This window comes from Dietzia sp. NPDC055340 (assembly GCF_053645335.1).
On sequence record NZ_JBSHML010000007.1, the window covers coordinates 98,315 to 120,552 of the forward strand.

The following is a 22,238-nucleotide window of genomic DNA, read 5'->3' on the forward strand; positions in this document are numbered from 1 at the left end:
CGAAGGGACCACCACTATGTTCTCCGATATTCTCAACCAGCTCGGCTGGGGTTCAGTCATGTTCAACACCGGGTCCGGCATCCTCGATGTCAGCACCGGCTTCCTCGGCAATATCCTCTGGGTCCTCGGCGGTAACCTCGCCAACTGGGGGTCCTGACCCAAGAGCGACCACCAGCGGGCTGGCCCGCGAACCGGTCGGCATCGCGCCGGCATCCACTCATGGGGAAGGGATGCCGGCGCCGTGCATTTCACGACGCTGCGTTCTCCGCTGCCCCGATTGATACGCCGACCGGCACTACACTCGAGCCCATGCAGCTTGACCTGTCCCGCCACATTGACGCCGACCCCGACACCGTGTGGGCCGTCCTCACCGACATCCCCAATGCCCACCGCACTCTCTCCGGTGTGCTCTCGGTGGAGATCCTGACCGCCGGTGACTACGAGCCAGGCTTTCGCTGGCGCGAGACCCGCAAGATGTTCGGCATGAAATCGACCGAGGAGATGATGGTGCAGACCGCGGACGCACCGCACTCCACGACGATCGTCGCCGAGAACGGCGGGACCGAGTACAAGACGGTGTTCACCCTGACGGCTGAGGCCGGCGGCGGCACGACTCTGTTCATGCACTTCAGCGCGGAAACCGCGCACGCCCCGGCCATCTCCCGGGTGGTCATGGGCGTGATGGGCAAGGTCGCGCTGAACTCGACCCGCAAGACCATGGAGCAGGATCTGGCCGACATCGGGAGCGAAGCCGAGCGCCGCGCCGCCTGACCTACCCGGCAACTCACCGTCGCTTCGGCCTACGCACCCCCCTTTTTTGGGAATGGCCCCCTACTGCGTCCTGAGTGTTTACTGAGCCTTGCGCCGCTCGCCCGCCCGTCGTTCGACAGACTTTAGACCACCCGCCCGCAGTGGATGTGCGCCAGCAAGTTCGACACCCTCGCTTCGCCTAACCCGTACCGGCACAGTGGTTCCCGGCATTAACTTCGCAAGTCAAAGGCGAGACGGCACGAGTCCGGGGTGGACCACCCGTCCCTTCAGTACCCTTCGAACCGAACGCGCCAAGAGAAAAAGGCCCCCAAACCCCGCTGTGTGATTGCGCCCCACGCGTCACAGTTGCACTCCACCCTATTGTGACGCCACTCACATAGTGATAGGTTTCTCACTGCTTCGTTCTATGGCGTCTGACCGCCAGGCGCTCGCTACCCCAAGGAGTTGACATGGGTTCATTGGCCGCATCATCGGAAGCGATGGGCATGGGACTTGTGGATCTACTGACCGTTATGACTGGAACCGACGGCCTCGTCGGTGCGCTGTTCGGGTCCATTGGTGACCTGATCGGGGTCGGGGCTGGCGACTGACCAAACCCTACTTTCGGCCAGCAGGCCGTGGCACAGCCCAACCATCACACACAGCAAAGGGAACACCATGCTCTTCGGTTCGATCGACAACATTTTCGGCGCTGTCCAGGGCAGCGTCGAGGCTTTCGGAGGCTCGCTCGGGACCCTCTTCGGCACCGGCGGCGGTAGCATCGCGGGCCTGCTCGCCAATGGCATCGAAGCCATCTACGCAGGAAGTGGCCAGGAGATCCCGCCGCTTGTGCTTGGCTGAGACTTGACCTCGCTGGGCCCCTCAGGCGATTCGCCTGAGGGGCCCAGTCGCGCGCACGTTAAATGATTCAGTGGACGATTCCGGGCCGCGCGCCCTCCCAGAGCTCGGCAACCACCTCGGCCGCCGGCCGATCGGCGTAGGCATCAGCAGCCCGCCACCGCGACCCGGCCCACAGCGGCGGCACGTCGATGTCGCCCGCCTGGGCGGCTGCTTTACGCATCGGCCCGGTGAGGATGTGCAGGTGGGGATATGCGGCCGGGGCTGCGTCGTGGTGCTCGGCCACGAAGCCGTTGACCAGCGCGCGGGCGTAGCGTCCCGTGTAGCAGCGGGTGGGCCGCGTCTCGGTGAACCGAGGATCGGCCAGCGCCGCCCGGTGCAGTACGCTCGTGCCCGCCTCGGGGGTGCGCAGCAGCACGGTCCCCAGTTGCACGCCGGTCGCACCGGCGGCGAGCGCAGCGGCCACGTCCTCCGGGCTGGAGATCCCGCCAGCGGCCACGAACTCCACGTCCGGCAGCGCCGCGCGGACGGCCCGCACCAACTCGACGGTCGTGATGTCGTCGGGCTCCTCCCCCACCGCCGTGGTGGATCGGTGCCCGCCGGCGTCGGCGCTCTGCACGGACAACCAGTCCGCCCCCACCTCCACGGCGCGCCGCGCATCCTCGACGCCGGCGACGGTCACGACCACCGCCGACCCCGCTGCCTGCAACCGCTGCACCACCCCGGAGCCCGGGATCCCGAACGTGAACGAGACGACCGGCACCGCCTCCTCGACCAGCGCGTCGATGGTGGCGTCCTGGTCGAAGTCGGTGAACTGCGGGTCCTCGGCCAGCGCGATACCCAGCCGCTCGGCGACAGGCCGCAAGCCCTCCGCGTATTTCTCGAGCCCGGCCATGCCGCCCGCCGCGTTGAGCGCCGCCTCGGAGTCGGCCCGGTCGAGCAGAAAGACGTTAACGCCGAACGGTGCGTCGGTGAGCTCGCGGACGCGCGCGATCTCGGCGCGGGTGGCCTCCGCATCCAGGTATCCGGAGCCGATCAGCCCGAGCCCACCGGCCTCGCCGACCGCCGCGATGAGCTCTCCGGTGGTGGGCCCGCCGGCCATGGGCGCCCCGATCACGGGACGGCGCAGGTGCGACGGGAGTAGGCGGGCGTGTGGTTCGGCGTCGGTCATGTTCCCGACGTTACGCCTGGTGGGATCGCGCGGCGGGCTGGACCATGCCGCGCCGGGTCACCGCGTACACCGCTCCGCCGACGACGAAGACGACGACACCGCCGACCACCGACTCCCACGGCAGACTCCCGGCGACCGTCACACAGCCGAGCGCCCCGAGCACCGGCACCCAGGCCGGCAACCGCCGGCGCCGGCGGTCCAGGCGCAGGGCCGCGGTGTTGGCCACCAGGTAGTAGACCAGCACGGCGAACGACGAGAATCCGATCGCCTGACGCACATCGGCGAGAAGGACGATCACCGCGACGAGCACGCCCACGCAGATCTCGGCGACGTACGGCGTCCGCCGCGTGGCGTGGACCGCGGCTAGCGGGGCGGGCAGATGCCGGTCGCGGGCCATCGCGAGCGTCGTACGCGAGACGCCCAGGATGCCGCCGAGTAGGGCACCGAGCGCGGCGATCCCGGCGGCGATCCGCACGACCGGGGCGAGCTCGCCGCCGCCGATGCGTTCCGCCGCCTCGAGCACCGGCGCGGCCCCGGCCGCGACGCCGCCGACCCCGAGGACGTGGACGATCGCGGCGAGCACCAGCGCATAGACGACGATGACCAGCGAGATCGCCAGCATCACGGCCTTCGGAATCGTGCGGGCCGGGTCGCGCACCTCCTCGCCGAGCGTGGCGATGCGGGCGTAGCCGGCAAAAGCGAAGAAGCAGAAGCCGGCGCCGCCGAGGACGCCGAGGATCCGGGCGGGCCACGCCTCGCCGTCGATCGCGGGCACCGGGGCAAGCTCCGCCTCGGCCGCAGCCAACCCAGTGGCGCCCGACCCGGCCACCACGGCCTCCGCCCCACCGCCGGATGGCACCACCCACGCCATCACGAGAAAGACCGCGAGCACGACCAGCACGATCGCCACCAGCACCTTGGCCACGGTCGCCGTGCGCTGCACCCCCAACACCGAGAGCACGGTGAGGAGGAGAACGGCTGCCGCCGCGACGAGGTTCGCGTGCCCCGGCCAGATGTACAGCCCCACGGTGAGGGCCATGGCCGCGCACGAGGCGGTCTTGCCCACGATGAATCCCCAGCCTGCGAGGAACCCGGGCAACGGACCCAGCAGTTCGCGGCCGTAGACGTAGGTTCCGCCGGCGGCGGGGAACTGGGCGGCCAGCCGGGCCGAGGACAGGGCGTTGCACACCGCCACCACTGCGGCGATCGCGAGCGAGACCCACACGAGCGAGCCGGCCCGGGCCGCGGCGGGGGCGAACGCCACGAACACGCCGGCGCCGATCATGGCACCAAGCCCCACCACCACCGCATCGGTCAGACCGAGCCGTCGATCAAGCATCTGGTTCACCCGAGCACTCTGACATTCCCGGGTGACGCGTAGATGAACCGCTGCCCGGGTAGGAGGTAGCAGCCTCCGGCTCCGGCAAGACAGTCAGGCGATGCGAAGGATGAGCGAACGGCCGATACATTGGAGATCGTGTTTCTTCTCCGCCGGCTCCGCCTGACGGCTGCCGCTTCGATCACCGCTGTGGCGCTGGTCAGTTGCGGTACCGGCGAGCCCGCGGATCAGGCGCCCACGCCCGCGGCCGACACCAGCCCAGCCGCTGTCGCCACGGCGCCGCCCACCGCGCCGTGTGACTCGCCGTTCGCGACGCTCAGCCAGCGCGAGCGGATCGCGCAGCTGTTCACCGTGGGCGTGAGCTCGATGGCCGACGCCCGACAGGCCGTGGAGCAGCACAACATCGGCGGTGTGTTCATCGGCTCGGGCGTCGTCGGCGAGGCGGTCTCCGGCAGTGGCCTGGCCGAGCTCCAGAGGACCGCCCCGCTGCCGCTGCTTGTCGCGATCGACGAGGAGGGTGGCCGCGTCTCCCGCATCTCGCCGTACGCGGGGCCGATGCCCTCGGCACGGGTCATGGCCTCCACGATGAGTCCCGAGCAGGTCCGGGCGACCGCCCGCGCGCGCGGCGAGTTCCTGAACCGCATGGGCGTGACGGTGGACTTCGCCCCCTCCCTCGACGTGTCGGACCAACCCGACCGGGCCGTGATCGGCGACCGCTCCTTCTCCCCCGACCCGGCCCGTGTGACCGAGTACGCCCGCGCGTTCGCTGCCGGGCTGCAGGACGCCGGGATCACCCCGGTGTTCAAGCACTTCCCCGGGCACGGCCGCTCCTCCGGCGACAGCCACTTCACGACCGTGACGGTGCCTCCGCTCGACCAACTCGCGGCCCACGACCTGCGGCCATTCGCCGAGCTGGCCGCCACCCCCGGAGCCGGGATGATGCTCGGCCACCAGCTGGTCCCCGGCCTGACGGGCGCGGACCGGCCGGCGTCCCTCTCCCCCGCCGCGTACCGGCTACTGCGGGAGGGCCACGGCTACGGCGCCCCCGCGTTCGAGGGGCCGATATTCACCGATGACCTCTCCGGGATGAAGGCCGTCTCCGACGCCTTCCCGCTGCCCCGGTCGGTGACCGAAGCCCTGATCGCCGGCGCCGACTCCCCGCTGTGGATCACCACCGCCGGCATCGGCGAGGCGCTCGACTCGGTCGAGGGCGCACTGGCGAACGGGGCACTGTCCACCGACGCCCTCGACCGGTCGCTGGAGCGGATGGCCGAGGTGCGTGGAATCCCGGAATGCGCGAACGGCCCGGTCACCGGCCGAATATCCGGGGCAGGATCGCTGGCCGCCCCGGTCCAACCCGCCGCTCCCGGCCCGGGCGCCCCGCCGGACACCTCACCACCGGCCGCGGCTCTGGCCCCGCTACCCCGCTGAGCCGGCGGCCCAGATGCCGGACGTGCCCCGGCGGTGCGAATCCATGAGGTGGGTGTCCACCACGCCGATGGCTTCCATCAGCGCGAACACCGTCACCGGCCCGACGAAGCGAAAGCCGCGCCGCTTGAGATCCTTGGCCAACGCGACCGATTCGGGCGACTGCGTGGGCACCTCCTCCATCACCCGCGGCTCGGGCGTGGCCTCGGGCCGATACGACCAGATGAGCTGCGCCAGCCCGCCGTCCGAACGGAGCTCGACCACCGCGCGGGCGTTGCTGATCGCGGCATCGATCTTGCGGCCGTTGCGCACGATGCGCTGATCGGCCATGAGCCGCTCGACGTCATCGGCGCCGAAGGCCGCCACCGCATCGGGCGAGAACCCCGCGAACGCCTCCCGGAACGCCGGGCGCTTACGCAGGATCGTCACCCAGCTCAGCCCGGACTGGAACCCCTCCAGCACGAGCCGTTCGTACAGCCCGGTCTCGTCGTGGACCGGCATACCCCATTCGGTGTCGTAATACTCCCGTAGTAGCGGATCGCGGGCCGCCCACGGTGGCCGCCGCAGCCCGTCCTCGCACAGCACCGAGCCGCTCCCGGTGGTGAGCGCGGTAGTGGCCGCGTCGGCGGTGGCCCGGTCCTGCGTGTCGTTCTGCATGAGATCTCCGTCTGTTGGTCGTCCCACCCGTGCGGTGGTGGCCGGCAGACTAGGCGCGGTCTACGACAACACCCCGGTGAGCTGCACGATCCGCACCGCCGCCACCACGAGCAGCGCGATGCCCACCACGAGTGTGAGGATCCGCCCGGCCACCCGGCCGAAGGAGAGGAAGCGGCCGATCTTGTGCGTCGCGGTGGCCACCCTGGAGGAGCTGACGCGCGCGAGCGTGACGATCAGGGCGACGCTCGGCAGGATCGCGATCACCGCGAAGAAAAAGATCTGCAGGAGCTGGGCCCACCACGGTTCCTCGGCGAACGAGATGAGCACCATGCCGGCCGCGAACGGCGCCGACGTGCCCGACTGGATCACCCCGAGAGAGACACCCGTGGCCAGGATGCCGAACTTCTGCAACACCGTCTGCGCGAGCGGGGCCTCGACGTTCTCCTCCGCGGCCTCCGCGGGCCTGCGCATCCCCATCACCGTGATGACCAGGCCGATCACCGCCAACACGACCATCGCCCAGACGTTGTGGAACAGGCTTCGGACGAACTCCTGGTTGTTGCCGATCACCCAGACCGACACCAGGGACAACAGCACGATGCCGCAGAACGCACCGCCCGTGAACCGCGCCGCCTTGGGCGCGAACGGCTGCCCACTCCCGGCTGCGGTCAGCCACAGCCCGGCGATGACGGCGAACGCCAGGAGGTTGAGCGAATCTATCGCCGCGAAACCCAGCAGGCTGAGGTAATACTGCACCGGCACACCCTACCGGCGGCCACCCGGCCCGGGCGCCCCTCCGGCGTCGTCACCGTCACCGTCGCGGGTGTCGGGGCCGTGGGTGGGGGCGTTGTCGTCGTCGCCCTCGGGGTCGTGCGCCGGACCCGCCGCACCGCCACCGCCCCGCGCGGGGCGCCCGTACACCGACCTCTCCCGACGGCGGAGCACCTCGAGGTCACGCACGGTCCAGCCGCGCATCTGCAGCGGCACGCGCCACTGCTGCCACCAGGCGATCAGGCGGAACGCGACGACGAACGCGGCCAGGGCGGTCGCGGTGACCGGGCCCCACGTGCCCGTCTCCACGGCCACCACCGTCAGGCCCGCGCCCGTCGCGGCCGGGACGACGTACAGGTTCGACCCGCTGAACACCGCCGGCATCTCGTTGGCCACCACGTCGCGCATCAGGCCGCCGCCGACCGCCGTCACCACGCCCAGCCCGATCGCCGAGGCCACCGGCATGCCGTGATCGAGCGCGCGGGCCGCACCGAACGTGCAGAACAGGCCCAGGCCCGCCGCGTCGAACATCACGATGAGCGTGGACACCCGGTGCACCATCGGGCCGATCAGATACACCGCCACCGCCGCCACGACCGGCGGGATGAGATAGACCGGCTTGGCCAGCGCGAGCGGCGTGACCCCCAGCAGGACGTCGCGGATGATGCCGCCGCCCAGGCCGGCCAGCAGGCCCAGCACGAGGCCGCCGGTGATGTCGATGTCCTTCCGCGCCGCCAGTAGGTTGCCGGACAGCGCGAAGAAGAACACGCCCGTCAGGTCGAACCACAACAGCAGCGGCGAGGACTCCACGAGGCGCCCCCTAGGTCACGGCGTCCGGCGCGGGCTCGGCCACACCCGCCGTGCGCGCCTGATGGCGGTTGCGCACCGCGCGGAACGTCCAGAGCTTGTTGACGATGAAGTTGATCGGCATCGTGATGACGATCGTCAGCAGTTGGCTCCAGTACTCACGGGAGTGGATGCCCGCGTCCTCATGCCAGAACGGCTCCGGCAGGTACAGCGGCGAGGTGGGGTTGGTGAACGCGAGCTTGATGAAGATGCCCGCGATCGCCGCCACCGAGCCGACCACGAGGAACGGCCAGAACTCCTGCCAGAACGGGGCCTTGGCGCCCGCGCCGAAGGTCCAGTTCCGGTTGAGCATGAAGTTGTAGAAGTTCGCCACCAGGAACGCGACGATCCACACCAGCGTGGTGAAGCGGAAGTTGAACTCCGTGCCGGAGATGGGGAACAGGACGTCCTGCGCGTTCTGGGTGCCGCCGTTAGCCTTGTTCATCAAGACCGTGACGATCATGTTGACGACCATGCCGGAGCCGCCGACGATCCCGAACATGATGAACTGTCGGAGGCTACGGCGATAGCGGCCGATCGCGGGGGGCGCCGGGGTCACAGCGTGCCAGTCTAGGCCTACTCCGCTCCGTGACCGGCGGGGACTCGCTCGGAGGGCTCCGCGATGGGGCCCGGGGCGGTGCCGCTGCCGAACGGGCTGCCGCCCAGCTCCTCGCGGTGGTGCGGGGTGAGCAGGCCCGCCAGGTCCGGTCCCTTGGGCACGATCCCGGTGGGGTTCACGTCGCGGTGGACGTTGTAGTAATGCTCCTTGATCTGCGGGAAGTCGCAGGTGTCGCCGAAGCCGGGGGTCTGGAACAGGTCGCGCAGGTAGCCCCACAGCGCGGGCATCTCGGCGATCTTGCTGCGGTTGGCCTTGAAGTGGCCGTGGTAGACCGCGTCGAACCGCACCAGGGTGGTGAACAGACGGATGTCGGCGGCGGTGATGGTCTCGCCCACCAGGTAGCGGCGCGTGGCCAGGCGCTCCTCGAGGCGGTCGAGCGAGGCCCACAGCTCGTCGTAGGCCTTCTCGTAGGCGCCCTGCTCGGCGGCGAAGCCGCAGCGGTACACGCCGTTGTTGACGGTCGGGTAGATCCAGGAGTCGAGCTCGTCGATCTCGTCGCGGTGGGCCTCCGGATAGAGGTCCGGGGCGCCGTCACGGTGGAAGTCGGTCCACTCGGAGAGCATGTCGAAGTTGAGCTTCTGGTACGCGTTGGTCACCACGGAGTTCGTGGGCAGGTCGACCAGGGCGGGCACGGTGATGCCGCGCGGGTAGTCGGGGATCCGGTTGAAGTACGCCTCCTGCAGGCGGTGCAGGCCGGTGACGGGATCGCGTCCGTCCGGGTCGAGGTCGAAGACCCACGAGTTGATGTCGTGCGTCGGGCCGGCGAGCCCCATCGAGATGGCGTCCTCCAGGCCCATGAGCCGGCGCACGATGATCGAGCGGCTCGCCCACGGGCAGGCCCGGGCGGCCATGAGTCGGTAGCGGCCGGCCTCGACGGGCCAGCGCATCTCGCCGATCTTCTCGCCCACCGGGTCGCTGCCCGGCTCCAGGCCCTTGACCACGCGGTCGTTGATGTAGGTGGCGTCGCGGACGAACTCGCCGTCGGTGGAGGCGTTCTTCGCCGCGATGAACTCGGTCTCGTCTGACATGAGGCTCTCCTACGGTCGGCGGGCGTGAGGTCGTCGTCGTATTAGCAATACGCCGAACTGTTGATACGTCACCAACCATACCCGCGCGAACGCCCTCAGGCTAGCCCCCTCGACAGCCCTTCGACCCGGGTCGCGAGTCACGGCCGCCGACATATGCCACGCTGGGGCCATGGACTCCGCGCACGTCGACGACGTCTCGACCCGCTACGCCGAATTCGCCGAGTACGAGGTCCGCGGCCGCACCCCCGTCTACCTCTCCTGGGCCCGCGGGATCGCCGCCGACCCCGCCACCTGCGAACTCATCGCGCGCCTACCCCGCATCAAGCGGCAGCCCGTCCTGGTGTTCGCCGCCGCCCGCCACGCCAGCGCCGCCGAGACCGAGGACTACGCCGCCTTCCGCGACTTCCTGCACGCCCACTGGGCCGAGGTCGAGCAGATCGCACTCACCCACTCGACCCAGACCAACGAGGCCAAGCGCTGCGCGGTCCTGCTGCCGTTCCTCTCGCTCCTGCCCGGCCCGCTCTCGCTGGTCGAGGTGGGCGCCGCCGCCGGACTGTGCCTGTACCCGGACCGCTACGCCTACCGCTACGACCTCGGCGGCGGCCACACCTACGAGCTGCAGCCCGCCGAGCTGGCCACCTCCGTCACCCCGGCCGAGGTCCCGGTCCTGGAGTGCGACCTGCGCGACGGCGTCCCCCGCCCGCGCTCCCTGCCCGAGATCGTCCACCGGGGCGGGGTCGACCTGGCCCCCATCGACCCCGCGGACCCCGACTCCCGCGCCTGGCTCCGCAGCCTCATCTGGCCCGGCCAGCAGGCCGAGCGCGTGCCCCGCCTCGACGCGGCCCTGGACATCGCCGCCGCCGACCCGCCGAACATCATCACCGGCGACCTCGTCGAGCAGGTCGAGTCCGCCGTCGCCGCCTGCCCCGCCGGCTCCACGCCCGTCGTCTTCCACACCGCGGTGCTCGGCTACCTCGAGCCCCCGGAGCGGGCCGAGTTCGTCCGACGCGTCACCGAGCTCTGCCGTAGCGCCGGCGCGGTGTGGATCTCCGTCGAGGGGGTGACCCTCCTGCCCGAGATCGCGGCGCAGGTCCCGGAATCGATCCGGCGACACAGGGGCATCTTCGTCGTCGCCGTCAACGGGCAGCCCCTCGCCACGGCGCACGGCCACGGCGACTGGGTCCGCGCCCTCGACATGCCCTGAACCGGACGTGCCCCGGCGCCTCACCCGCCGTGCGCACGCGCTGGAGGGCAGACTGTCGGGGTGTCCACGATCGTGTTTGTCCACGCCCACCCCGACGACGAATCGTCCCAGACCGCCGGGATGATGGCGCTCGCCGCCCGCGCCGGCCACCGCGTGGTGACGGTGTTCGCCACCGACGGCGACCACGGCCAACGACCCGAGGGAATGGACGACGACGGCGACGTGGTCGAACATCGCCGCGGGGAAGCCCGCGCGGCCGCGCGCGTCCTGGGCGTCGCGCGCGTCGACTGGCTGGCATACCGCGACTCCGGCATGACCGGCTGGGCCCAGAACGACGACCCGTTGTGCCTGCACCGGGCCGACGTCGACGAGGCCGCCGGCCGACTCGCCCGGATCCTCGACCGCGAGACCGCCGACGTGGTGATCGGCTACGACCACCACGGCAACTACGGCCACCCCGACCACATCGCGGTGCACCGGCTCACCCGCCGGGCCGCCGAGCTCGCGGCACGCCGACCCCGGTTGATGGAGTCCACCACCAACCAGTCCGCGCAGCTCGAGATGCTCGACCGGCCCGAGGTCACCGAGCTCTTCGACGCACTGGCCGCCGCCGGCTCGGACGTGGCCGAGCTCCGCGAGATGATCCTCACCGGCGACGACGGACAGCCCGTCGGCGTACCCGAGTCCGAGATCGCCTGGGCCGTCGACCTGCCCGAGGACGTGCTCGCCCTCAAGCGCCGCGCGATGGAGTGCCACGCCAGCCAGACCAGCGACATCGGCCTCATGCTGGGCATGCCGCCCGCCGTCTACGCGCTGGCGTTCGGCACCGAGTACCTCATCGAGCCGGGCCTGGATCAGGACATGCAGAAGGCCTGGCCGTTCGACTGACGTCGACGCGGCCAGGCCCTGTGCGGGGTTGCCCTGTGCGGGGTCTTACTTCTCGCGGACGACCGACCCGTCGTCCTGCAGGCGCAGGAGCGGGTAGATGCCGTTCTCGTCGTGGTTCTCGTCGCCCACGACCGGCGGGTTGAAGACGCAGAGCATCTGCATCTCCTCCTCCACGATCACCTGGTGCTTCTCGTTGCCGTCGAGCAGGTACATCGAGCCCGCCGCGAGCGGGTACTCCTTGTCGTTGGTGAGGTCACGCAAGGTGCCCTTGCCGCGGGTGAGCCAGACGGCCTCGATGTGGTTGGCGTAGTGGAAATCGTTGGTCGTGCCGGCTGCGATGGTGGTCTCGTGGAACGAGAAACCCACGCGGTCATTGGCCAGAACGATGCGCTTGGACTCCCAGTTGCCGTTGTTGCCCTTGATGTGGCGATCGGTATCGGTGATCTCGGCGGTGGTGCGAACGATCATATGGTGCCTCCTTGAGGGGTGGTCCCGTACTACTGGATCAGGCGTACTGCTGCGCGAGGACGTGGTCGACGGCCTCGTAGCAGATCTCGATTCCGCGGTCGCGCTCCTCGTCGGTGAGGGTCAGCGGCGCCAGGAACTTGACGACCTCGTCGCTCGGGCCGGCGGTCTCGACCAGCATCTTGTTGTCGAAGCAGCGGGCCATGACCTGGCCGGCCAGATCCGGGTCCTCGAGGAACGCGATGCCGAAGGCCATGCCGCGGCCACGCAGCTCGAGCTTGCCCTCGTACTTGTAGACGAGCGGCGAGAAGCGCTCGCGCAGGATGCGGCCGTTCTCCAGCGTGCGGTTCTGGAGCGCGTCGTCGGCCCAGTACTTGCGCAGCGCCACATCGGCGGTGATGAACGCCAGGTTGTTGCCGCGGAAGGTGCCGTTGTGCTCGCCCGGGGTCCACTCGTCGAGCTCGCGGTTGAACAGGGTGACCGCCAGCGGGAGGCCGTAGCCACCGATCGACTTGGACAGGCAGACGATGTCCGGCTTGATGCCGGCGAACTCGAAGGAGAAGAACTCGCCGGTGCGGCCGCACCCCATCTGGACGTCGTCGACGATCAGCAGGATCTCGTGGCGCTTGCACAGCGCGTCGAGGGCCTGCAGCCACTCGGCGCGCGCGGCGTTGATGCCGCCCTCGCCCTGGACGCACTCGACGATCACGGCAGCCGGGCGGTTCATGCCCGAACCGGAGTCGACGAGCACGCGCTCCATCCACTGGAAGTCCTCGGTCACGCCGCCGAAGTAGTTGTCGTACGGCATCGGGGTGGCGTGGACCAGCGGGATGCCGGCGCCGGCGCGCTTCATCGAGTTACCGGTCACCGACAGCGACCCGAGGGTCATGCCGTGGAACGAGTTGGTGAAGTTGATGATGGCCTCGCGGCCGGTGACCTTGCGGGCCAGCTTCAGCGCGGACTCGACTGCGTTCGTACCGGTCGGCCCGGGGAACATCACCTTGTAGTCCAGGCCACGCGGCTTGAGGATAGTGCTGGAGAAGGTCTCCAGGAAGGCGCGCTTGGCGACCGTGTACTTGTCCAGCGAATGGGTGACGCCGTCGCGGGTGATGTACTCCAGCAGGGCGTTCTTCATGTCGTCGTCGTTGTGGCCGTAGTTCAGCGCGCCGGCGCCGCCGAAGAAGTCGAGGTAGTCCTCGCCGTCGACGGTCGTCAGCGTCGTGCCCTTGGCGGTGTCGAAGACCGCCGGCCAGTTGCGTGAGTAACTACGAACCTCCGACTCGCGGTCGGTGAAAATCGAGGTATCGGTGCTCGAATCGTGCGTGTTCTCGGTCATTTGTCTTGACTCACTCCAATGAAAAAGCGTTCGGGCAGCGGCGGCGGGCCGGGCGGCCCGCGCCCAGTCCTAGGAAATCGTGTAGAGGTCTTCTTGCTCGTGGCCCTCTCCGAGAAGATCGGCACCCAGGTAGTCCTCGCTGGTCAGCGACATCCCGCGGTCGCGGGCCACGGCGCCGAAGGTGCGCTTGGAAGCCTCGTTGTCCGGGCTGATCGTGGTGCGCAGGCGCACGGTGCCTTGCTGCTCGCCGGTGCGGTCCATGAGATTGTGCAGCAGGCGGGCCGCGAGACCCTTGCCGCGCTGATCGGCGTCGACGCCCACCTGCCAGACGAAGATGGTGTCCGGCTCGTCGGCACGGATGAAGCCGGTGACGAAGCCGACCACACGGCCCTCGACCTCGACCACCACCGAACTCCCGGCGAACTCGGCACCCCACAGCACGTAGGCGTAGGACGAGTTCAGATCGAGGACCCGGCTGTCGCGGGCGATCTCCCACATCCGGATGCCGTCTGCCGCGGTGGGCGGACGGAAAACCGGGTCCGAGGAATCAGGGGTACGGGGTACTTCTCGTTCTCCTGGGCTCATAATCAACTCCCACCGTAGTGAGGCCACCTCGTAGTTGCATCTACCTTCCACAATTCGTTCCTGAATTAGTGATGAGTGTGCAGGTGATCGCCGGGGAGTGAGGTCGGTCACTCGCCGGTGGTTCCGCGAACGCCCGACCGCGGGGCCGGAGCGCCTAGAACGCCCCGCCGAGGCGGCCGGAGAGCTTGTTGAGCCGCTCCTGGCTCGCGCCGTCCAGGCCGATCACCGACAGCGTCTTGCCCTTCTCCGCGTACTTCTGCTGCACGGCATCGAGCGTTGCGACGGTCGAGGCATCCCAGATGTCGGCGTCGGTGAGGTCGAGGACCACGTGCTCGGGGTCGCCGGAGTAGTCGAACTGATAGACCAGATCGTTGCTCGACGCCCAGAACAGCTCGCCGGTGACGCGGTAGGTGCGGGTGGTGAACTCGGTGTCGTCGTCGTTGTCGTCGTCGCGGTCGGCACGGTCGTCGTGGCCGTCGCGGGGCCCGGGGACCTTCTCCACCGTCGTCATGTGCGCGACGCGGCGGGCGAACATCACCATCGCGGTTAGCACGCCCAGGACCACGCCGATCGCCAGGTTGCCGGTCCACACCGTCGCCACCACCGTGACCAGCATGACCAGGGTCTCCGGCAGCGGCATGACCCTAAGGGTGCGCGGGTGGACCGAATGCCAGTCGAACGTCCCCACGGACACCATGATCATCACCGCGACCAGCGCCGCCATGGGGATGAGACCCACGATGTCGCCGAGCACCACCACCAGGACGAGCAGGAACACGCCCGCGAGCAGCGTCGACAGCCGGGTGCGCGCCCCGGATTCCTTGACGTTGATCATCGTCTGGCCGATCATCGCGCAGCCGCCCATGCCGCCGAAGAGACCGGTGACGAGGTTGGCCACGCCCTGGCCCCAGCCCTCGCGGGTCTTGTCGGAGTGGGTCTCGGTGATGTCGTCGACCAGCTTGGCGGTCATGAGCGATTCCATGAGCCCGACCAGCGCCATGGCCAGCGCGAACGGCGCGATGATCTGAAGGGTCTCCATGGTCAGCGGCACGTCGGGGAGGAGCAACGACGGCAACGACGTCGGAAGCTCACCCTGACCCGCCACATCGGGCACGTTCCAGCCGACGGCCAGCACGACGACCGTGATCGCCACGATCGCGATCAGCGGGGCCGGCACGACCGTCGTCAGGCGCGGGAAGCCGACCATGATCACGATGCCCACCGCCACCAGCGGGTACACCAGCCACGGCACGCCGATCAGATGCGGGATCTGCGCCATGAAGATGAGGATCGCCAGCGCGTTGACGAAGCCGATCATCACCGACCGCGGGATGAACCGCATCAGCTTGGCCACGCCCAGCACCGAGAGGACGATCTGCAGCGCGCCGCCCAGCAGGACCGTCGCGATGAGGTAGTCGAGCCCGTACTCGGCGGCAACCGGGGCGATGACCAGCGCGATTGCACCGGTGGCGGCCGAGATCATGGCGGGCCGGCCGCCGGTGAACGCGATCGTCACGGCCATCGTCACCGAGGCGAACAGGCCGACCCGCGGGTCGACGCCCGCGAGGATGGAGAACGAGATCGCCTCCGGGATCAACGCCAGGGCCACCACCAGGCCGGCCAACACCTCGGTCCGCAGTCTGGCCGGCGAGGAGAACGCCGCCCGGAATGAGGGCAGCACACCGGTCGGGAACTCGTTGCTCACAGATCACCTACAGTCGTAGTACCGACTCTCTCGTGGCGAGAGAGTAAAAAGCTACCGTAGCGGGAGAGTTGTGGCCGGGGAAACTCAGGGCGAGCAGACCATGAAGATCGGGGAGGTCGCCGAGCGCACGGCATTATCGATCCGCAGCCTGCGCCACTACGACGAACTCGGCCTGGTCAGCCCGTCCGCCCATTCCCCCGGCGGGTTCCGCCTCTACACCGAGGCCGACGTCGAGCGCCTACTGCTCATCCGGCGCATGAAGCCACTCGGGTTCAGCCTCGACCGCATGAAGGACTTCTGCCGCGCCCTCGACGCGCGCGGGGCGGGGACCAGTGCCGATGGCGCGGACGGGGAGGCCGGGGGCGTGGGCGAGGGGGCCGACGACGATGCCGCCGCCCGCACCACGATCACCGAGATCGGCGCTGAAGCGGCGGAGCGACTCGAGCGCCTGCGCAAGCACCTGGCCTACGCCGAGGAGTTCGTCGAGATCATCGACCGCCTCAGCTGAGCGCCGCAACCGACCCTCTCCGACCCCTCCCGCGCCACTCTCGCCGGCCTCTCCATCCCCGCCGGCCCGTCCCGCGCCCCCACCGGTAAACGCGAAGAGGGTTTCGCACGTTGGCACCCGGCCGATACGTGCGAAACCCTCTTCTCAATGGAACGGGCGGGCGGGCCGGGCCGGGCCGAGCCAGGCCGACCCAGGGCGGGCCGGGCTGCCATACAGGCGGGCCCGGGGCGGGCCAGGGCGGGGCGGGCTGCCAAGGCAGGCCCGGGGCGGCCGATCCGGGCCCGCAGAGACCGAACTCAGAGGGCCCGCCCGATGACCTCCTTCATGATCTCGTTCGTGCCGCCGTAGATCCGCATGACGCGGGCGCCGGCGAACTTCTGCGCGATCGGGTACTCCATCATGTAGCCGTAGCCGCCGAAGAGCTGGAGGCAGCGGTCCACCACGTCGTCGAGCATGTCGGTGGCCTGCATCTTGGCCATGGAGGCGGTCACGGCGTCGAGCTCGCCGGCCAGCTCCTGCTCGATGCAGTAGTCGACGAACGTGCGGGTCGCCATGGCCTGCGTCTTGCAGTGCGCCAGTTCAAAGCGGGTGTTCTGGAAGTCGAGCACCGGCTTGCCGAACGCCTGCCGCTCGCGGGTGTACTCGAGCGTCTCCACGACGGCGGCCTCGGCCATCGCCAGCGCGTCGACCGCGATGGCCAGACGCTCGCGCGGCAGCTGGTTCATCAGCTGGTAGAAGCCCTGCCCCTCCTCGCCACCGAGCAGGTTGGCGGCGGGCACGCGCATGTCGTTGAAGAACAGCTCGGCGGTGTCGGCGCCGTGGCGGCCCATCTTCTCGAGCACGCGGCCGCGCTCGAAGCCGGGGGTGTCGGCCTCGACCGCGAACAGGGCCATGCCCTTGTGGCCGGCGTCGAGGTCGGTCTTGGCCACGACCACAACGAAGTCGGCGGAGCCGCCGTTGGAGATAAAGGTCTTGGAGCCGTTGATGATGTAGTCGTCGCCGTCGCGCTTGGCGGTCGTGCGCACGCCCTGCAGGTCGGAGCCGGCGCCGGGCTCGGTCATGGCGATCGCGGAGATCCACTCGCCGGAGCAGATCTTGGGCAGCCACGCCTTCTTCTGCTCCTCGGTGGCGTAGTTGGCCACGTAGTGAGGGGTGATGGTGGAGCCGACGCCCATGCCGAACGCGGTGTCGCCGGAGTACACGAGCTCCTCGGTGACGAGGTACTCCATGCCGGCGTCGCCGCCCTGGCCGCCGTACTCCTCGGGCACGTCGAGGCAGATGAGGCCGGCCTCGCCGGTGCGTACCCAGGTCTCGCGGTCGACGTGCTTCTGCGCGGCCCACTTCTCCTGGTTGGGGGTCATCTCCTTGGCGAAGAAGGCGCGGGCGTGCTCGCGCAGCAGCCGGTGGTCGTCGGTCTCCCACGCGGGGCGGTAGTCGGGGAAGAGTGCGGACACGAGGGGCCTCCAAGGAAGTACGACGACGACAACAGCATTTACTTCGAGTTCGGCGACAGTCTACGACCGCGGTATTGGCCGAGTCCGGATGCAGCGGGCGCGGGCGGGGCCATACTCGTGCCATGAGCGATTCCACGGACCGGCCAGAGCAGGACTCCCAGCCCGAGACGGGCGCCCTCCCCGTACCTTTCCCGACCGACTGGACCCGCTGCCTCATCCTGGTGGCGCACCCTGATGATCCCGAGTACGGCATGTCCGCCGCGGTGGCCCGGTGGACGGCCGAGGGGCGCAGCGTCGTCTACGTTCTCGCGTCCAGTGGCGAGGCCGGGATCGAGGGCATGGCCCAGGAGATCGCCGGGCCGATCCGCGAGGAGGAGCAGCGGCGGTCGGCGGCGCACGTCGGGGTCGACACCGTCGAGTTCCTGGGCTTCCCGGACAGTCAGATCGTCAACAACGGTGAGTTGCGGGACGCGATCGCCGACTCGATCCGCAAGCACCGGCCGGACATCGTGGTGTCCCTGTACTCGGGCCCGGAGTTCGGCCCGGGTATGCCCAACCAGTCCGACCACATGGAGTTCGGCGACGCGGTGGGCGCCGCCTACGACGATCTGGTGGCCGCGGTCGGCGTGGACTCGCGCGAGGGGCGCCCGCAGATGTGGTTCGAGTCCGATCCCCGGCCGAGCCACTACGTGGACGTCACGGGATTCGTCGACCCGGCCATCGACGCGCTGGCCGAGCACAAGGAGTACATGTCGGTGCTCGACCCGCAGACGCCGGTGCGCGAGCAGGCGCAGACGCAGGTCGAGCGCATGGTGGCGCCCGTCGAGGGCCTCGCCAACGGCAACCCGGTGGTGGGCTTCACCCGCAAGCGCCCCTGATCACGAGCCACGTGAGGAGCGTCACCGCCGGTCCCGGAATCATTCCGGACCGGCGGCCCGTTCTACTAGACATGACAACTTCTTTGAACACCGCCCAGGCCATCCAGATTGACGAGGCCGCCCAGGACCTCCTCTTCCGCGAGGCCCGCACCGCCAACGCCTTCACCGACGAGCCGGTGACGGACGAGCAGCTCGAGGCGATCTACGACCTGGTCAAGTGGGCCCCCACCTCGATGAACAACCAGCCGCTGCGCGTCGTGGTGCTGCGTTCGGAGGAGGCCAAGGCCCGTCTGATCCCCCTCCTGGCCGAGGGCAACCAGGCCAAGACCGCCGCCGCCCCGGCCGTGGCTCTACTGGCCGCCGACGTGGACTTCCACGACGAGCTGCCGAAGGTCTTCCCCCACTTCCCCGGCGCCCGCGACCTGTTCGCCGACGAGGACGCGCGCATCGGCACGGCCGAGCTCAACGCCGGCCTGCAGATCGGCTACCTGATCCTCGGCATCCGCGCGGCCGGCCTGGCCGCCGGCCCGATGACCGGCCTCGACGCCGAGGCGATCGCCAAGGAGTTCTTCCCCGACGGACGCCACCGTGTGCTCGTCGCGGTCAACATCGGCAAGCCCGCCGAGAACGCCTGGTTCGACCGCCTCCCGCGCCTGGACTACGACGAGGTCGTCACGACCCTCTGACCCTGCGTTCCCGCAGCAGTCTGATCCCGCGCCTCCCGCGGCGATACGAGAACAGGCCGGACCCCGAAAGGGTCCGGCCTGTTCTTGCTGTCGGTGGGGAAGAAGCCTTGTCAGGAGCGCGAGATCAGGCCGGGCGGAAGCGCTCGACGATCTCGTCCGCCCACTCAGCACGCGGCGAATCCATGCTGCCGTCGGCCGGCGAGCCGATGTAGGTGAGCCAGTACCTGTCGGCGCCCTCACCCACGACTGCCGTGTAGATCAGCGCCCCCTCCGGGCCGAGCATCGCCTGCTGGGCCATGGGGATCACCCGGAAGGACAACGCCGAGCCGTCGCCGACGCGGCTCGAGATCGGCTCCAAACTCTCGTCAGTGGGCTGGCCCGGGACCGGCAGGACGGTCTGGCCGATGGCGGAGGCCAGCGCGTAGGCGGCCTGCTCGTTGTTGACCTCCTGGCCGCCCAGCATCTCCTCGGTCAGCGCACCGATGAAGACGAGTCCGCCCGCGCCGCCGTCCGTCGACACCTTCTCGGGAAGCAGCGCCGTGGTCCCGAACAGCAGGTCGCCCGACTCGGCCTGCCACCCCTCGGGGACGCGGATGGCGAGCCCTGCGGCCTCGTCGACATGGTCCGAACCCGCTGCCACCTGGATCTTGGGGCTCAGCGTGCGCTCGCTCGGGTCGTAGGTCTTCTGCGAGACGATCACCGTCAGCACCGCCGCGACCACGGCCACGACCGCCACCAGGACGATCATCAGGATGGCCTTGCCACGACCAGAAGATGAAGTCGTGCTCACACTCGCGCTCATGGACCCAGCGTAGGCGGGTCGGGCTCACCAGTGACAGCCGGACCTACGGACGCGTACGACGAAGGGTGATGTTCACCCGACCGGGGGCCGCGCCAAGCACGTCGCGGCACCAGGCGGGAGCCGTACCGTCGACGACCTTCGGCACCCCGTGGAACGCCATCCGAGACGGCCCGCCGAACACCACCAGGTCCCCCGACTCCAGACGAACGTCCGTGTACGGGCGGCCGCGGTGCTCGGGAGTGCCGAACCGGAACGTGCAGGCATCGCCCAGGCTGAGCGAGACCACCGGGTCGCCGCTGGCCTCGTCGCGGTCCTGGTGCAGGCCCATCGTCGCGCCGGGACCGTAGAGGTTCACCAGCGCGGCATCGGGCGTATAGATGGCCGAGTCGGTCTCCGCCACGCGCGGATCGACCGCGGCCGCCGCGGACAGCGCGGACCGGGCGGCGCGCACGAGCCACTCGGGGATGGGCGGGACGTCGGCGTTGTCGTCGTCGTATCTATAGGGCGTCCAGTGGCGTCCCAGGCTGAACGTACGCACCGACATGCGGCCCCCGCCCGGGAGCACGATCGAGCGCGGCGCGCACACCGCGGCCCAGTCCGCGCAGGCCCGCAGGAGAAATTCCTGCTGCTCGCGGCTCAGCCAGTCGGGCACGTGTACCGCGCCGGGGCCGAGGATCGCCGGCTCGCGGCGGACGCCGAACAGCGGCTCTGTCACGCCTGATCAGCCCCCTTTCGTCGTGCCCGACTCCCGGTCCGTGTCCGGCTTCCGATCCGTGCCGGAATTCTGGTCCATGTCCGAGCCGTGACCCGCATCCGGGTCCGCGGCGGTGATGGGGGCCGCGATGTCCTCGAGCGACTGGCCCTCGGCGTCCACGCCCAGGATGATCTCGGCGATGCCGCCGACCGCCATCACCCCGGCCGCGATGAGGAAGCCCATGCCCACCACCGCGCGATCGCCGCTCTCGATGAAGTTACCGAACATCAGCGGGCCGATGATGCCGCCGACGCCGGTGCCGATCGCGTAGAAGAAGGCGATCGCCAGGGCGCGGGTCTCCATGGGGAAGATCTCCGACACCGTTAGATAGGCGGCCGAGGCGCCCGCGGTGGCGATGAAGAACGTCAACGACAACAGCACCACGAAGCCCCACAGGCCCCCGACCTCGCCCAGGAAGACGAAGTACAGCGGCACCGTCACCAGCGCTGACCCGATGTACGTGCCGGCGATCATCTTCTTGCGACCGACCCTGTCGAACAGCGGGCCCAGGGTGAGCGCGCCGAGGAAGTTCACGATCGCGAACAGCGCCAGCAGCAGGGGCGCGCTGCCCGAGTCGATGCCGTAGTAGTTCTGGTACAGCGTGCCCAGGTTGAAGGTGATGCCGTTGTAGAGGAACGCCTGACCGATGAACAGGGCCAGGCACAGGAGCGCCCGCTTGGGGTACTTGCCGAACGCCGTCTTGGCGATCTCGGTGAACGGGATACTGGCCCGCTGATGGATGGTGATCTGCTCGTCGCGGCCGACCCGCTCCAGCGGCTCGTCTTTCTCCTCCTCGACCTGCTCCTCGATGTCCTCCACGATCTCGTCGGCCTCGTCCTCGCGGCCGTGGATGAACAACCATCTCGGACTCTCCGGGACGTGCCTTCGGACGAAGATGATGACCACGCCCAGCAATGCGCCCACGCCGAGCGCGAAGCGCCAACCCAGGCCCTCGGAGAACCATGCGGTGTTGAGGAAGAACAGCGAATAGAAGGAGCCGAACGTCGCACCCAACCAGTAGGTGCCGTTGATGAGAATGTCCACGCGGCCGCGGTAGTTCGCGGGGATGAGCTCATCGACCGCCGAGTTGATCGCCGCGTACTCGCCACCGATCCCGGCGCCGGTGACGAATCTGCAGAGGAAGAACATCCACGGCTCGACCGAGAACGCCGTGGCGAACGTGGCGATGCAGTACACGACCAGCGTGAGCATGAAGAGCTTCTTGCGGCCCCACCGGTCGGTCAGCCGCCCGAAGAACAGCGCGCCCAGACAGGCGCCGAGAATGTAGATTGACGCCGCGAGACCGATCTGCCCCTCCGTGATGGGCAGGCCGCTGCCCGGCTCGACCAGCCGCGCGGCCAGCGAGCCGATGAGCGTGACCTCCAGGCCGTCGAGGATCCACACCGTCCCCAGGCCCAGGATGACCTTCCAGTGGATGCCCGCCCAGGGCAGGCGGTCCATCCGGGCGGGGATCGCCGTGGAGATGGTGCCCAGCTTGCGCTTGCC

Annotated in this window: 25 protein-coding genes; 10 read left to right on the forward strand and 15 right to left on the reverse strand. The window is 69.4% G+C overall.

The annotated features are described in order from the left end of the window. Window positions 1-16: 16 nt before the first annotated feature. From ACWIFB_RS07010 to ACWIFB_RS07025, 4 genes are all read left to right on the forward strand, one after another. Window positions 17-157 (forward strand): hypothetical protein, encoded by a 141-nt coding sequence (locus ACWIFB_RS07010; protein ID WP_182633267.1) that lies wholly within the window; start codon window positions 17-19, stop codon window positions 155-157. Window positions 158-309: 152 nt separating this feature from the next. Beyond that, window positions 310-771 (forward strand): SRPBCC family protein, encoded by a 462-nt coding sequence (locus tag ACWIFB_RS07015; RefSeq protein ID WP_454057769.1) that lies wholly within the window; start codon window positions 310-312, stop codon window positions 769-771. A 449-nt stretch (window positions 772-1,220) separates the two neighbouring features. After that, on the forward strand, window positions 1,221-1,361 hold the full coding sequence (locus ACWIFB_RS07020; protein ID WP_454057770.1) for a hypothetical protein: 141 nt from the start codon (window positions 1,221-1,223) through the stop codon (window positions 1,359-1,361). A 67-nt stretch (window positions 1,362-1,428) separates the two neighbouring features. Further along, window positions 1,429-1,611, forward strand: coding sequence for a hypothetical protein (locus ACWIFB_RS07025; RefSeq protein ID WP_454057771.1), 183 nt, complete (start codon window positions 1,429-1,431; stop codon window positions 1,609-1,611). 67 nt (window positions 1,612-1,678) lie between these two features. Here the strand turns inward: ACWIFB_RS07025 and ACWIFB_RS07030 are convergent, their stop codons facing one another. Together ACWIFB_RS07030 and ACWIFB_RS07035 are read right to left on the reverse strand one after the other, a co-directional pair. Next, entirely contained in the window at window positions 1,679-2,779 is a 1,101-nt protein-coding gene (locus ACWIFB_RS07030; RefSeq protein ID WP_454057772.1) for an NAD(P)H-dependent flavin oxidoreductase, read from the reverse strand. A 10-nt stretch (window positions 2,780-2,789) separates the two neighbouring features. Beyond that, the gene (locus ACWIFB_RS07035; protein WP_454057828.1) at window positions 2,790-4,118 is read right to left on the reverse strand and encodes an APC family permease; all 1,329 of its coding nucleotides are present in this window, start codon (window positions 4,116-4,118) and stop codon (window positions 2,790-2,792) included. Between the two features lie 138 nt (window positions 4,119-4,256). Between ACWIFB_RS07035 and ACWIFB_RS07040 the strand changes: the two genes are divergently transcribed. Continuing rightward, entirely contained in the window at window positions 4,257-5,549 is a 1,293-nt protein-coding gene (locus ACWIFB_RS07040) for a glycoside hydrolase family 3 N-terminal domain-containing protein (protein ID WP_454057773.1), read from the forward strand. Here ACWIFB_RS07040 and ACWIFB_RS07045 read toward each other — a convergent pair. The 5 genes from ACWIFB_RS07045 to ACWIFB_RS07065 form a co-directional block, all read right to left on the reverse strand. Then, the gene (locus ACWIFB_RS07045) at window positions 5,538-6,203 is read right to left on the reverse strand and encodes a DNA-3-methyladenine glycosylase I (protein WP_454057774.1); all 666 of its coding nucleotides are present in this window, start codon (window positions 6,201-6,203) and stop codon (window positions 5,538-5,540) included. The two genes, ACWIFB_RS07040 and ACWIFB_RS07045, sit on opposite strands and share 12 nt — an antisense overlap. 60 nt (window positions 6,204-6,263) lie before the next feature. Then, on the reverse strand, window positions 6,264-6,959 hold the full coding sequence (locus ACWIFB_RS07050) for a hypothetical protein (protein ID WP_454057775.1): 696 nt from the start codon (window positions 6,957-6,959) through the stop codon (window positions 6,264-6,266). 9 nt (window positions 6,960-6,968) lie between these two features. Continuing rightward, window positions 6,969-7,784 (reverse strand): trimeric intracellular cation channel family protein, encoded by an 816-nt coding sequence (locus ACWIFB_RS07055; RefSeq protein ID WP_454057776.1) that lies wholly within the window; start codon window positions 7,782-7,784, stop codon window positions 6,969-6,971. 10 nt (window positions 7,785-7,794) lie between these two features. Further along, window positions 7,795-8,322: a GtrA family protein gene (locus ACWIFB_RS07060; protein ID WP_454057829.1), complete on the reverse strand. Its 528-nt coding sequence runs from the start codon at window positions 8,320-8,322 to the stop codon at window positions 7,795-7,797. Between the two features lie 74 nt (window positions 8,323-8,396). After that, a complete protein-coding gene (locus ACWIFB_RS07065) occupies window positions 8,397-9,467 on the reverse strand; it encodes a glutathione S-transferase family protein (protein ID WP_454057777.1) in 1,071 nt (356 codons plus the stop codon). 169 nt (window positions 9,468-9,636) lie between these two features. On the opposite strand from ACWIFB_RS07065, the gene ACWIFB_RS07070 reads away from it, so the two are divergent. Together ACWIFB_RS07070 and ACWIFB_RS07075 are read left to right on the forward strand one after the other, a co-directional pair. Beyond that, window positions 9,637-10,671, forward strand: a complete 1,035-nt coding sequence (locus ACWIFB_RS07070) for a DUF2332 domain-containing protein (protein WP_454057778.1) — start codon at window positions 9,637-9,639, stop codon at window positions 10,669-10,671. 60 nt (window positions 10,672-10,731) lie between these two features. Beyond that, complete coding sequence (locus ACWIFB_RS07075) at window positions 10,732-11,559, forward strand: PIG-L family deacetylase (protein ID WP_454057779.1); 828 nt, start codon at window positions 10,732-10,734, stop codon at window positions 11,557-11,559. A gap of 45 nt (window positions 11,560-11,604) precedes the next feature. Here ACWIFB_RS07075 and ACWIFB_RS07080 read toward each other — a convergent pair whose 3' ends face one another. From ACWIFB_RS07080 to ACWIFB_RS07095, 4 genes are all read right to left on the reverse strand, one after another. Further along, the gene (locus ACWIFB_RS07080) at window positions 11,605-12,027 is read right to left on the reverse strand and encodes an ectoine synthase (protein ID WP_230930513.1); all 423 of its coding nucleotides are present in this window, start codon (window positions 12,025-12,027) and stop codon (window positions 11,605-11,607) included. 37 nt (window positions 12,028-12,064) lie between these two features. Next, the gene (gene ectB / locus ACWIFB_RS07085) at window positions 12,065-13,360 is read right to left on the reverse strand and encodes a diaminobutyrate--2-oxoglutarate transaminase (protein ID WP_454057780.1); all 1,296 of its coding nucleotides are present in this window, start codon (window positions 13,358-13,360) and stop codon (window positions 12,065-12,067) included. A 69-nt stretch (window positions 13,361-13,429) separates the two neighbouring features. Next, a complete protein-coding gene (gene ectA / locus ACWIFB_RS07090) occupies window positions 13,430-13,945 on the reverse strand; it encodes a diaminobutyrate acetyltransferase (protein WP_454057781.1) in 516 nt (171 codons plus the stop codon). A gap of 154 nt (window positions 13,946-14,099) precedes the next feature. Then, window positions 14,100-15,650, reverse strand: coding sequence for a SulP family inorganic anion transporter (locus ACWIFB_RS07095; RefSeq protein WP_454057782.1), 1,551 nt, complete (start codon window positions 15,648-15,650; stop codon window positions 14,100-14,102). A gap of 100 nt (window positions 15,651-15,750) precedes the next feature. On the opposite strand from ACWIFB_RS07095, the gene ACWIFB_RS07100 reads away from it, so the two are divergent. After that, window positions 15,751-16,158, forward strand: a complete 408-nt coding sequence (locus ACWIFB_RS07100) for a MerR family transcriptional regulator (protein WP_454057830.1) — start codon at window positions 15,751-15,753, stop codon at window positions 16,156-16,158. A gap of 296 nt (window positions 16,159-16,454) precedes the next feature. Here the strand turns inward: ACWIFB_RS07100 and ACWIFB_RS07105 are convergent, their stop codons facing one another. Beyond that, window positions 16,455-17,612 carry an acyl-CoA dehydrogenase family protein gene (locus tag ACWIFB_RS07105; RefSeq protein ID WP_454057783.1) on the reverse strand — a complete coding sequence of 386 codons (1,158 nt, stop codon included), beginning with the start codon at window positions 17,610-17,612 and terminating at the stop codon, window positions 16,455-16,457. A 122-nt stretch (window positions 17,613-17,734) separates the two neighbouring features. Between ACWIFB_RS07105 and ACWIFB_RS07110 the strand changes: the two genes are divergently transcribed. Together ACWIFB_RS07110 and ACWIFB_RS07115 are read left to right on the forward strand one after the other, a co-directional pair. Continuing rightward, window positions 17,735-18,490 (forward strand): PIG-L deacetylase family protein, encoded by a 756-nt coding sequence (locus ACWIFB_RS07110; RefSeq protein ID WP_454057784.1) that lies wholly within the window; start codon window positions 17,735-17,737, stop codon window positions 18,488-18,490. Window positions 18,491-18,561: 71 nt separating this feature from the next. Next, the gene (locus ACWIFB_RS07115) at window positions 18,562-19,176 is read left to right on the forward strand and encodes a malonic semialdehyde reductase (RefSeq protein ID WP_454057785.1); all 615 of its coding nucleotides are present in this window, start codon (window positions 18,562-18,564) and stop codon (window positions 19,174-19,176) included. Window positions 19,177-19,300: 124 nt separating this feature from the next. Here the strand turns inward: ACWIFB_RS07115 and ACWIFB_RS07120 are convergent, their stop codons facing one another. Genes ACWIFB_RS07120 through ACWIFB_RS07130 form a run of 3 tightly spaced genes read right to left on the reverse strand, consistent with a single transcriptional unit; the run spans window position 19,301 to window position 22,193 of the window. Then, window positions 19,301-19,978: a hypothetical protein gene (locus tag ACWIFB_RS07120; protein ID WP_454057786.1), complete on the reverse strand. Its 678-nt coding sequence runs from the start codon at window positions 19,976-19,978 to the stop codon at window positions 19,301-19,303. 43 nt (window positions 19,979-20,021) lie between these two features. Further along, window positions 20,022-20,693 carry an alpha-ketoglutarate-dependent dioxygenase AlkB family protein gene (locus ACWIFB_RS07125; protein ID WP_344991809.1) on the reverse strand — a complete coding sequence of 224 codons (672 nt, stop codon included), beginning with the start codon at window positions 20,691-20,693 and terminating at the stop codon, window positions 20,022-20,024. Window positions 20,694-20,699: 6 nt separating this feature from the next. Next, entirely contained in the window at window positions 20,700-22,193 is a 1,494-nt protein-coding gene (locus tag ACWIFB_RS07130) for an MFS transporter (protein ID WP_454057831.1), read from the reverse strand. Window positions 22,194-22,238: the final 45 nt, after the last annotated feature.

What these genes read in the sequence shown, in the direction of transcription:
- ACWIFB_RS07120 (WP_454057786.1), bottom strand. Translation starts at nt 19,978, where the DNA reads ATGAGCGCGAGTGTGAGCACGACTTCATCTTCTGGTCGTGGCAAGGCC.
- ACWIFB_RS07010 (WP_182633267.1), top strand. Translation starts at nt 17, where the DNA reads ATGTTCTCCGATATTCTCAACCAGCTCGGCTGGGGTTCAGTCATGTTC.
- ACWIFB_RS07130 (WP_454057831.1), bottom strand. Translation starts at nt 22,193, where the DNA reads ATGGACCGCCTGCCCTGGGCGGGCATCCACTGGAAGGTCATCCTGGGC.
- ACWIFB_RS07060 (WP_454057829.1), bottom strand. Translation starts at nt 8,322, where the DNA reads ATGTTCGGGATCGTCGGCGGCTCCGGCATGGTCGTCAACATGATCGTC.
- ACWIFB_RS07020 (WP_454057770.1), top strand. Translation starts at nt 1,221, where the DNA reads ATGGGTTCATTGGCCGCATCATCGGAAGCGATGGGCATGGGACTTGTG.
- ACWIFB_RS07110 (WP_454057784.1), top strand. Translation starts at nt 17,735, where the DNA reads ATGAGCGATTCCACGGACCGGCCAGAGCAGGACTCCCAGCCCGAGACG.
- ACWIFB_RS07070 (WP_454057778.1), top strand. Translation starts at nt 9,637, where the DNA reads ATGGACTCCGCGCACGTCGACGACGTCTCGACCCGCTACGCCGAATTC.
- ACWIFB_RS07045 (WP_454057774.1), bottom strand. Translation starts at nt 6,203, where the DNA reads ATGCAGAACGACACGCAGGACCGGGCCACCGCCGACGCGGCCACTACC.
- ectB (WP_454057780.1), bottom strand. Translation starts at nt 13,360, where the DNA reads ATGACCGAGAACACGCACGATTCGAGCACCGATACCTCGATTTTCACC.
- ACWIFB_RS07015 (WP_454057769.1), top strand. Translation starts at nt 310, where the DNA reads ATGCAGCTTGACCTGTCCCGCCACATTGACGCCGACCCCGACACCGTG.
- ACWIFB_RS07035 (WP_454057828.1), bottom strand. Translation starts at nt 4,118, where the DNA reads ATGCTTGATCGACGGCTCGGTCTGACCGATGCGGTGGTGGTGGGGCTT.
- ACWIFB_RS07115 (WP_454057785.1), top strand. Translation starts at nt 18,562, where the DNA reads ATGACAACTTCTTTGAACACCGCCCAGGCCATCCAGATTGACGAGGCC.
- ACWIFB_RS07030 (WP_454057772.1), bottom strand. Translation starts at nt 2,779, where the DNA reads ATGACCGACGCCGAACCACACGCCCGCCTACTCCCGTCGCACCTGCGC.
- ectA (WP_454057781.1), bottom strand. Translation starts at nt 13,945, where the DNA reads ATGAGCCCAGGAGAACGAGAAGTACCCCGTACCCCTGATTCCTCGGAC.
- ACWIFB_RS07025 (WP_454057771.1), top strand. Translation starts at nt 1,429, where the DNA reads ATGCTCTTCGGTTCGATCGACAACATTTTCGGCGCTGTCCAGGGCAGC.
- ACWIFB_RS07065 (WP_454057777.1), bottom strand. Translation starts at nt 9,467, where the DNA reads ATGTCAGACGAGACCGAGTTCATCGCGGCGAAGAACGCCTCCACCGAC.
- ACWIFB_RS07100 (WP_454057830.1), top strand. Translation starts at nt 15,751, where the DNA reads ATGAAGATCGGGGAGGTCGCCGAGCGCACGGCATTATCGATCCGCAGC.
- ACWIFB_RS07080 (WP_230930513.1), bottom strand. Translation starts at nt 12,027, where the DNA reads ATGATCGTTCGCACCACCGCCGAGATCACCGATACCGATCGCCACATC.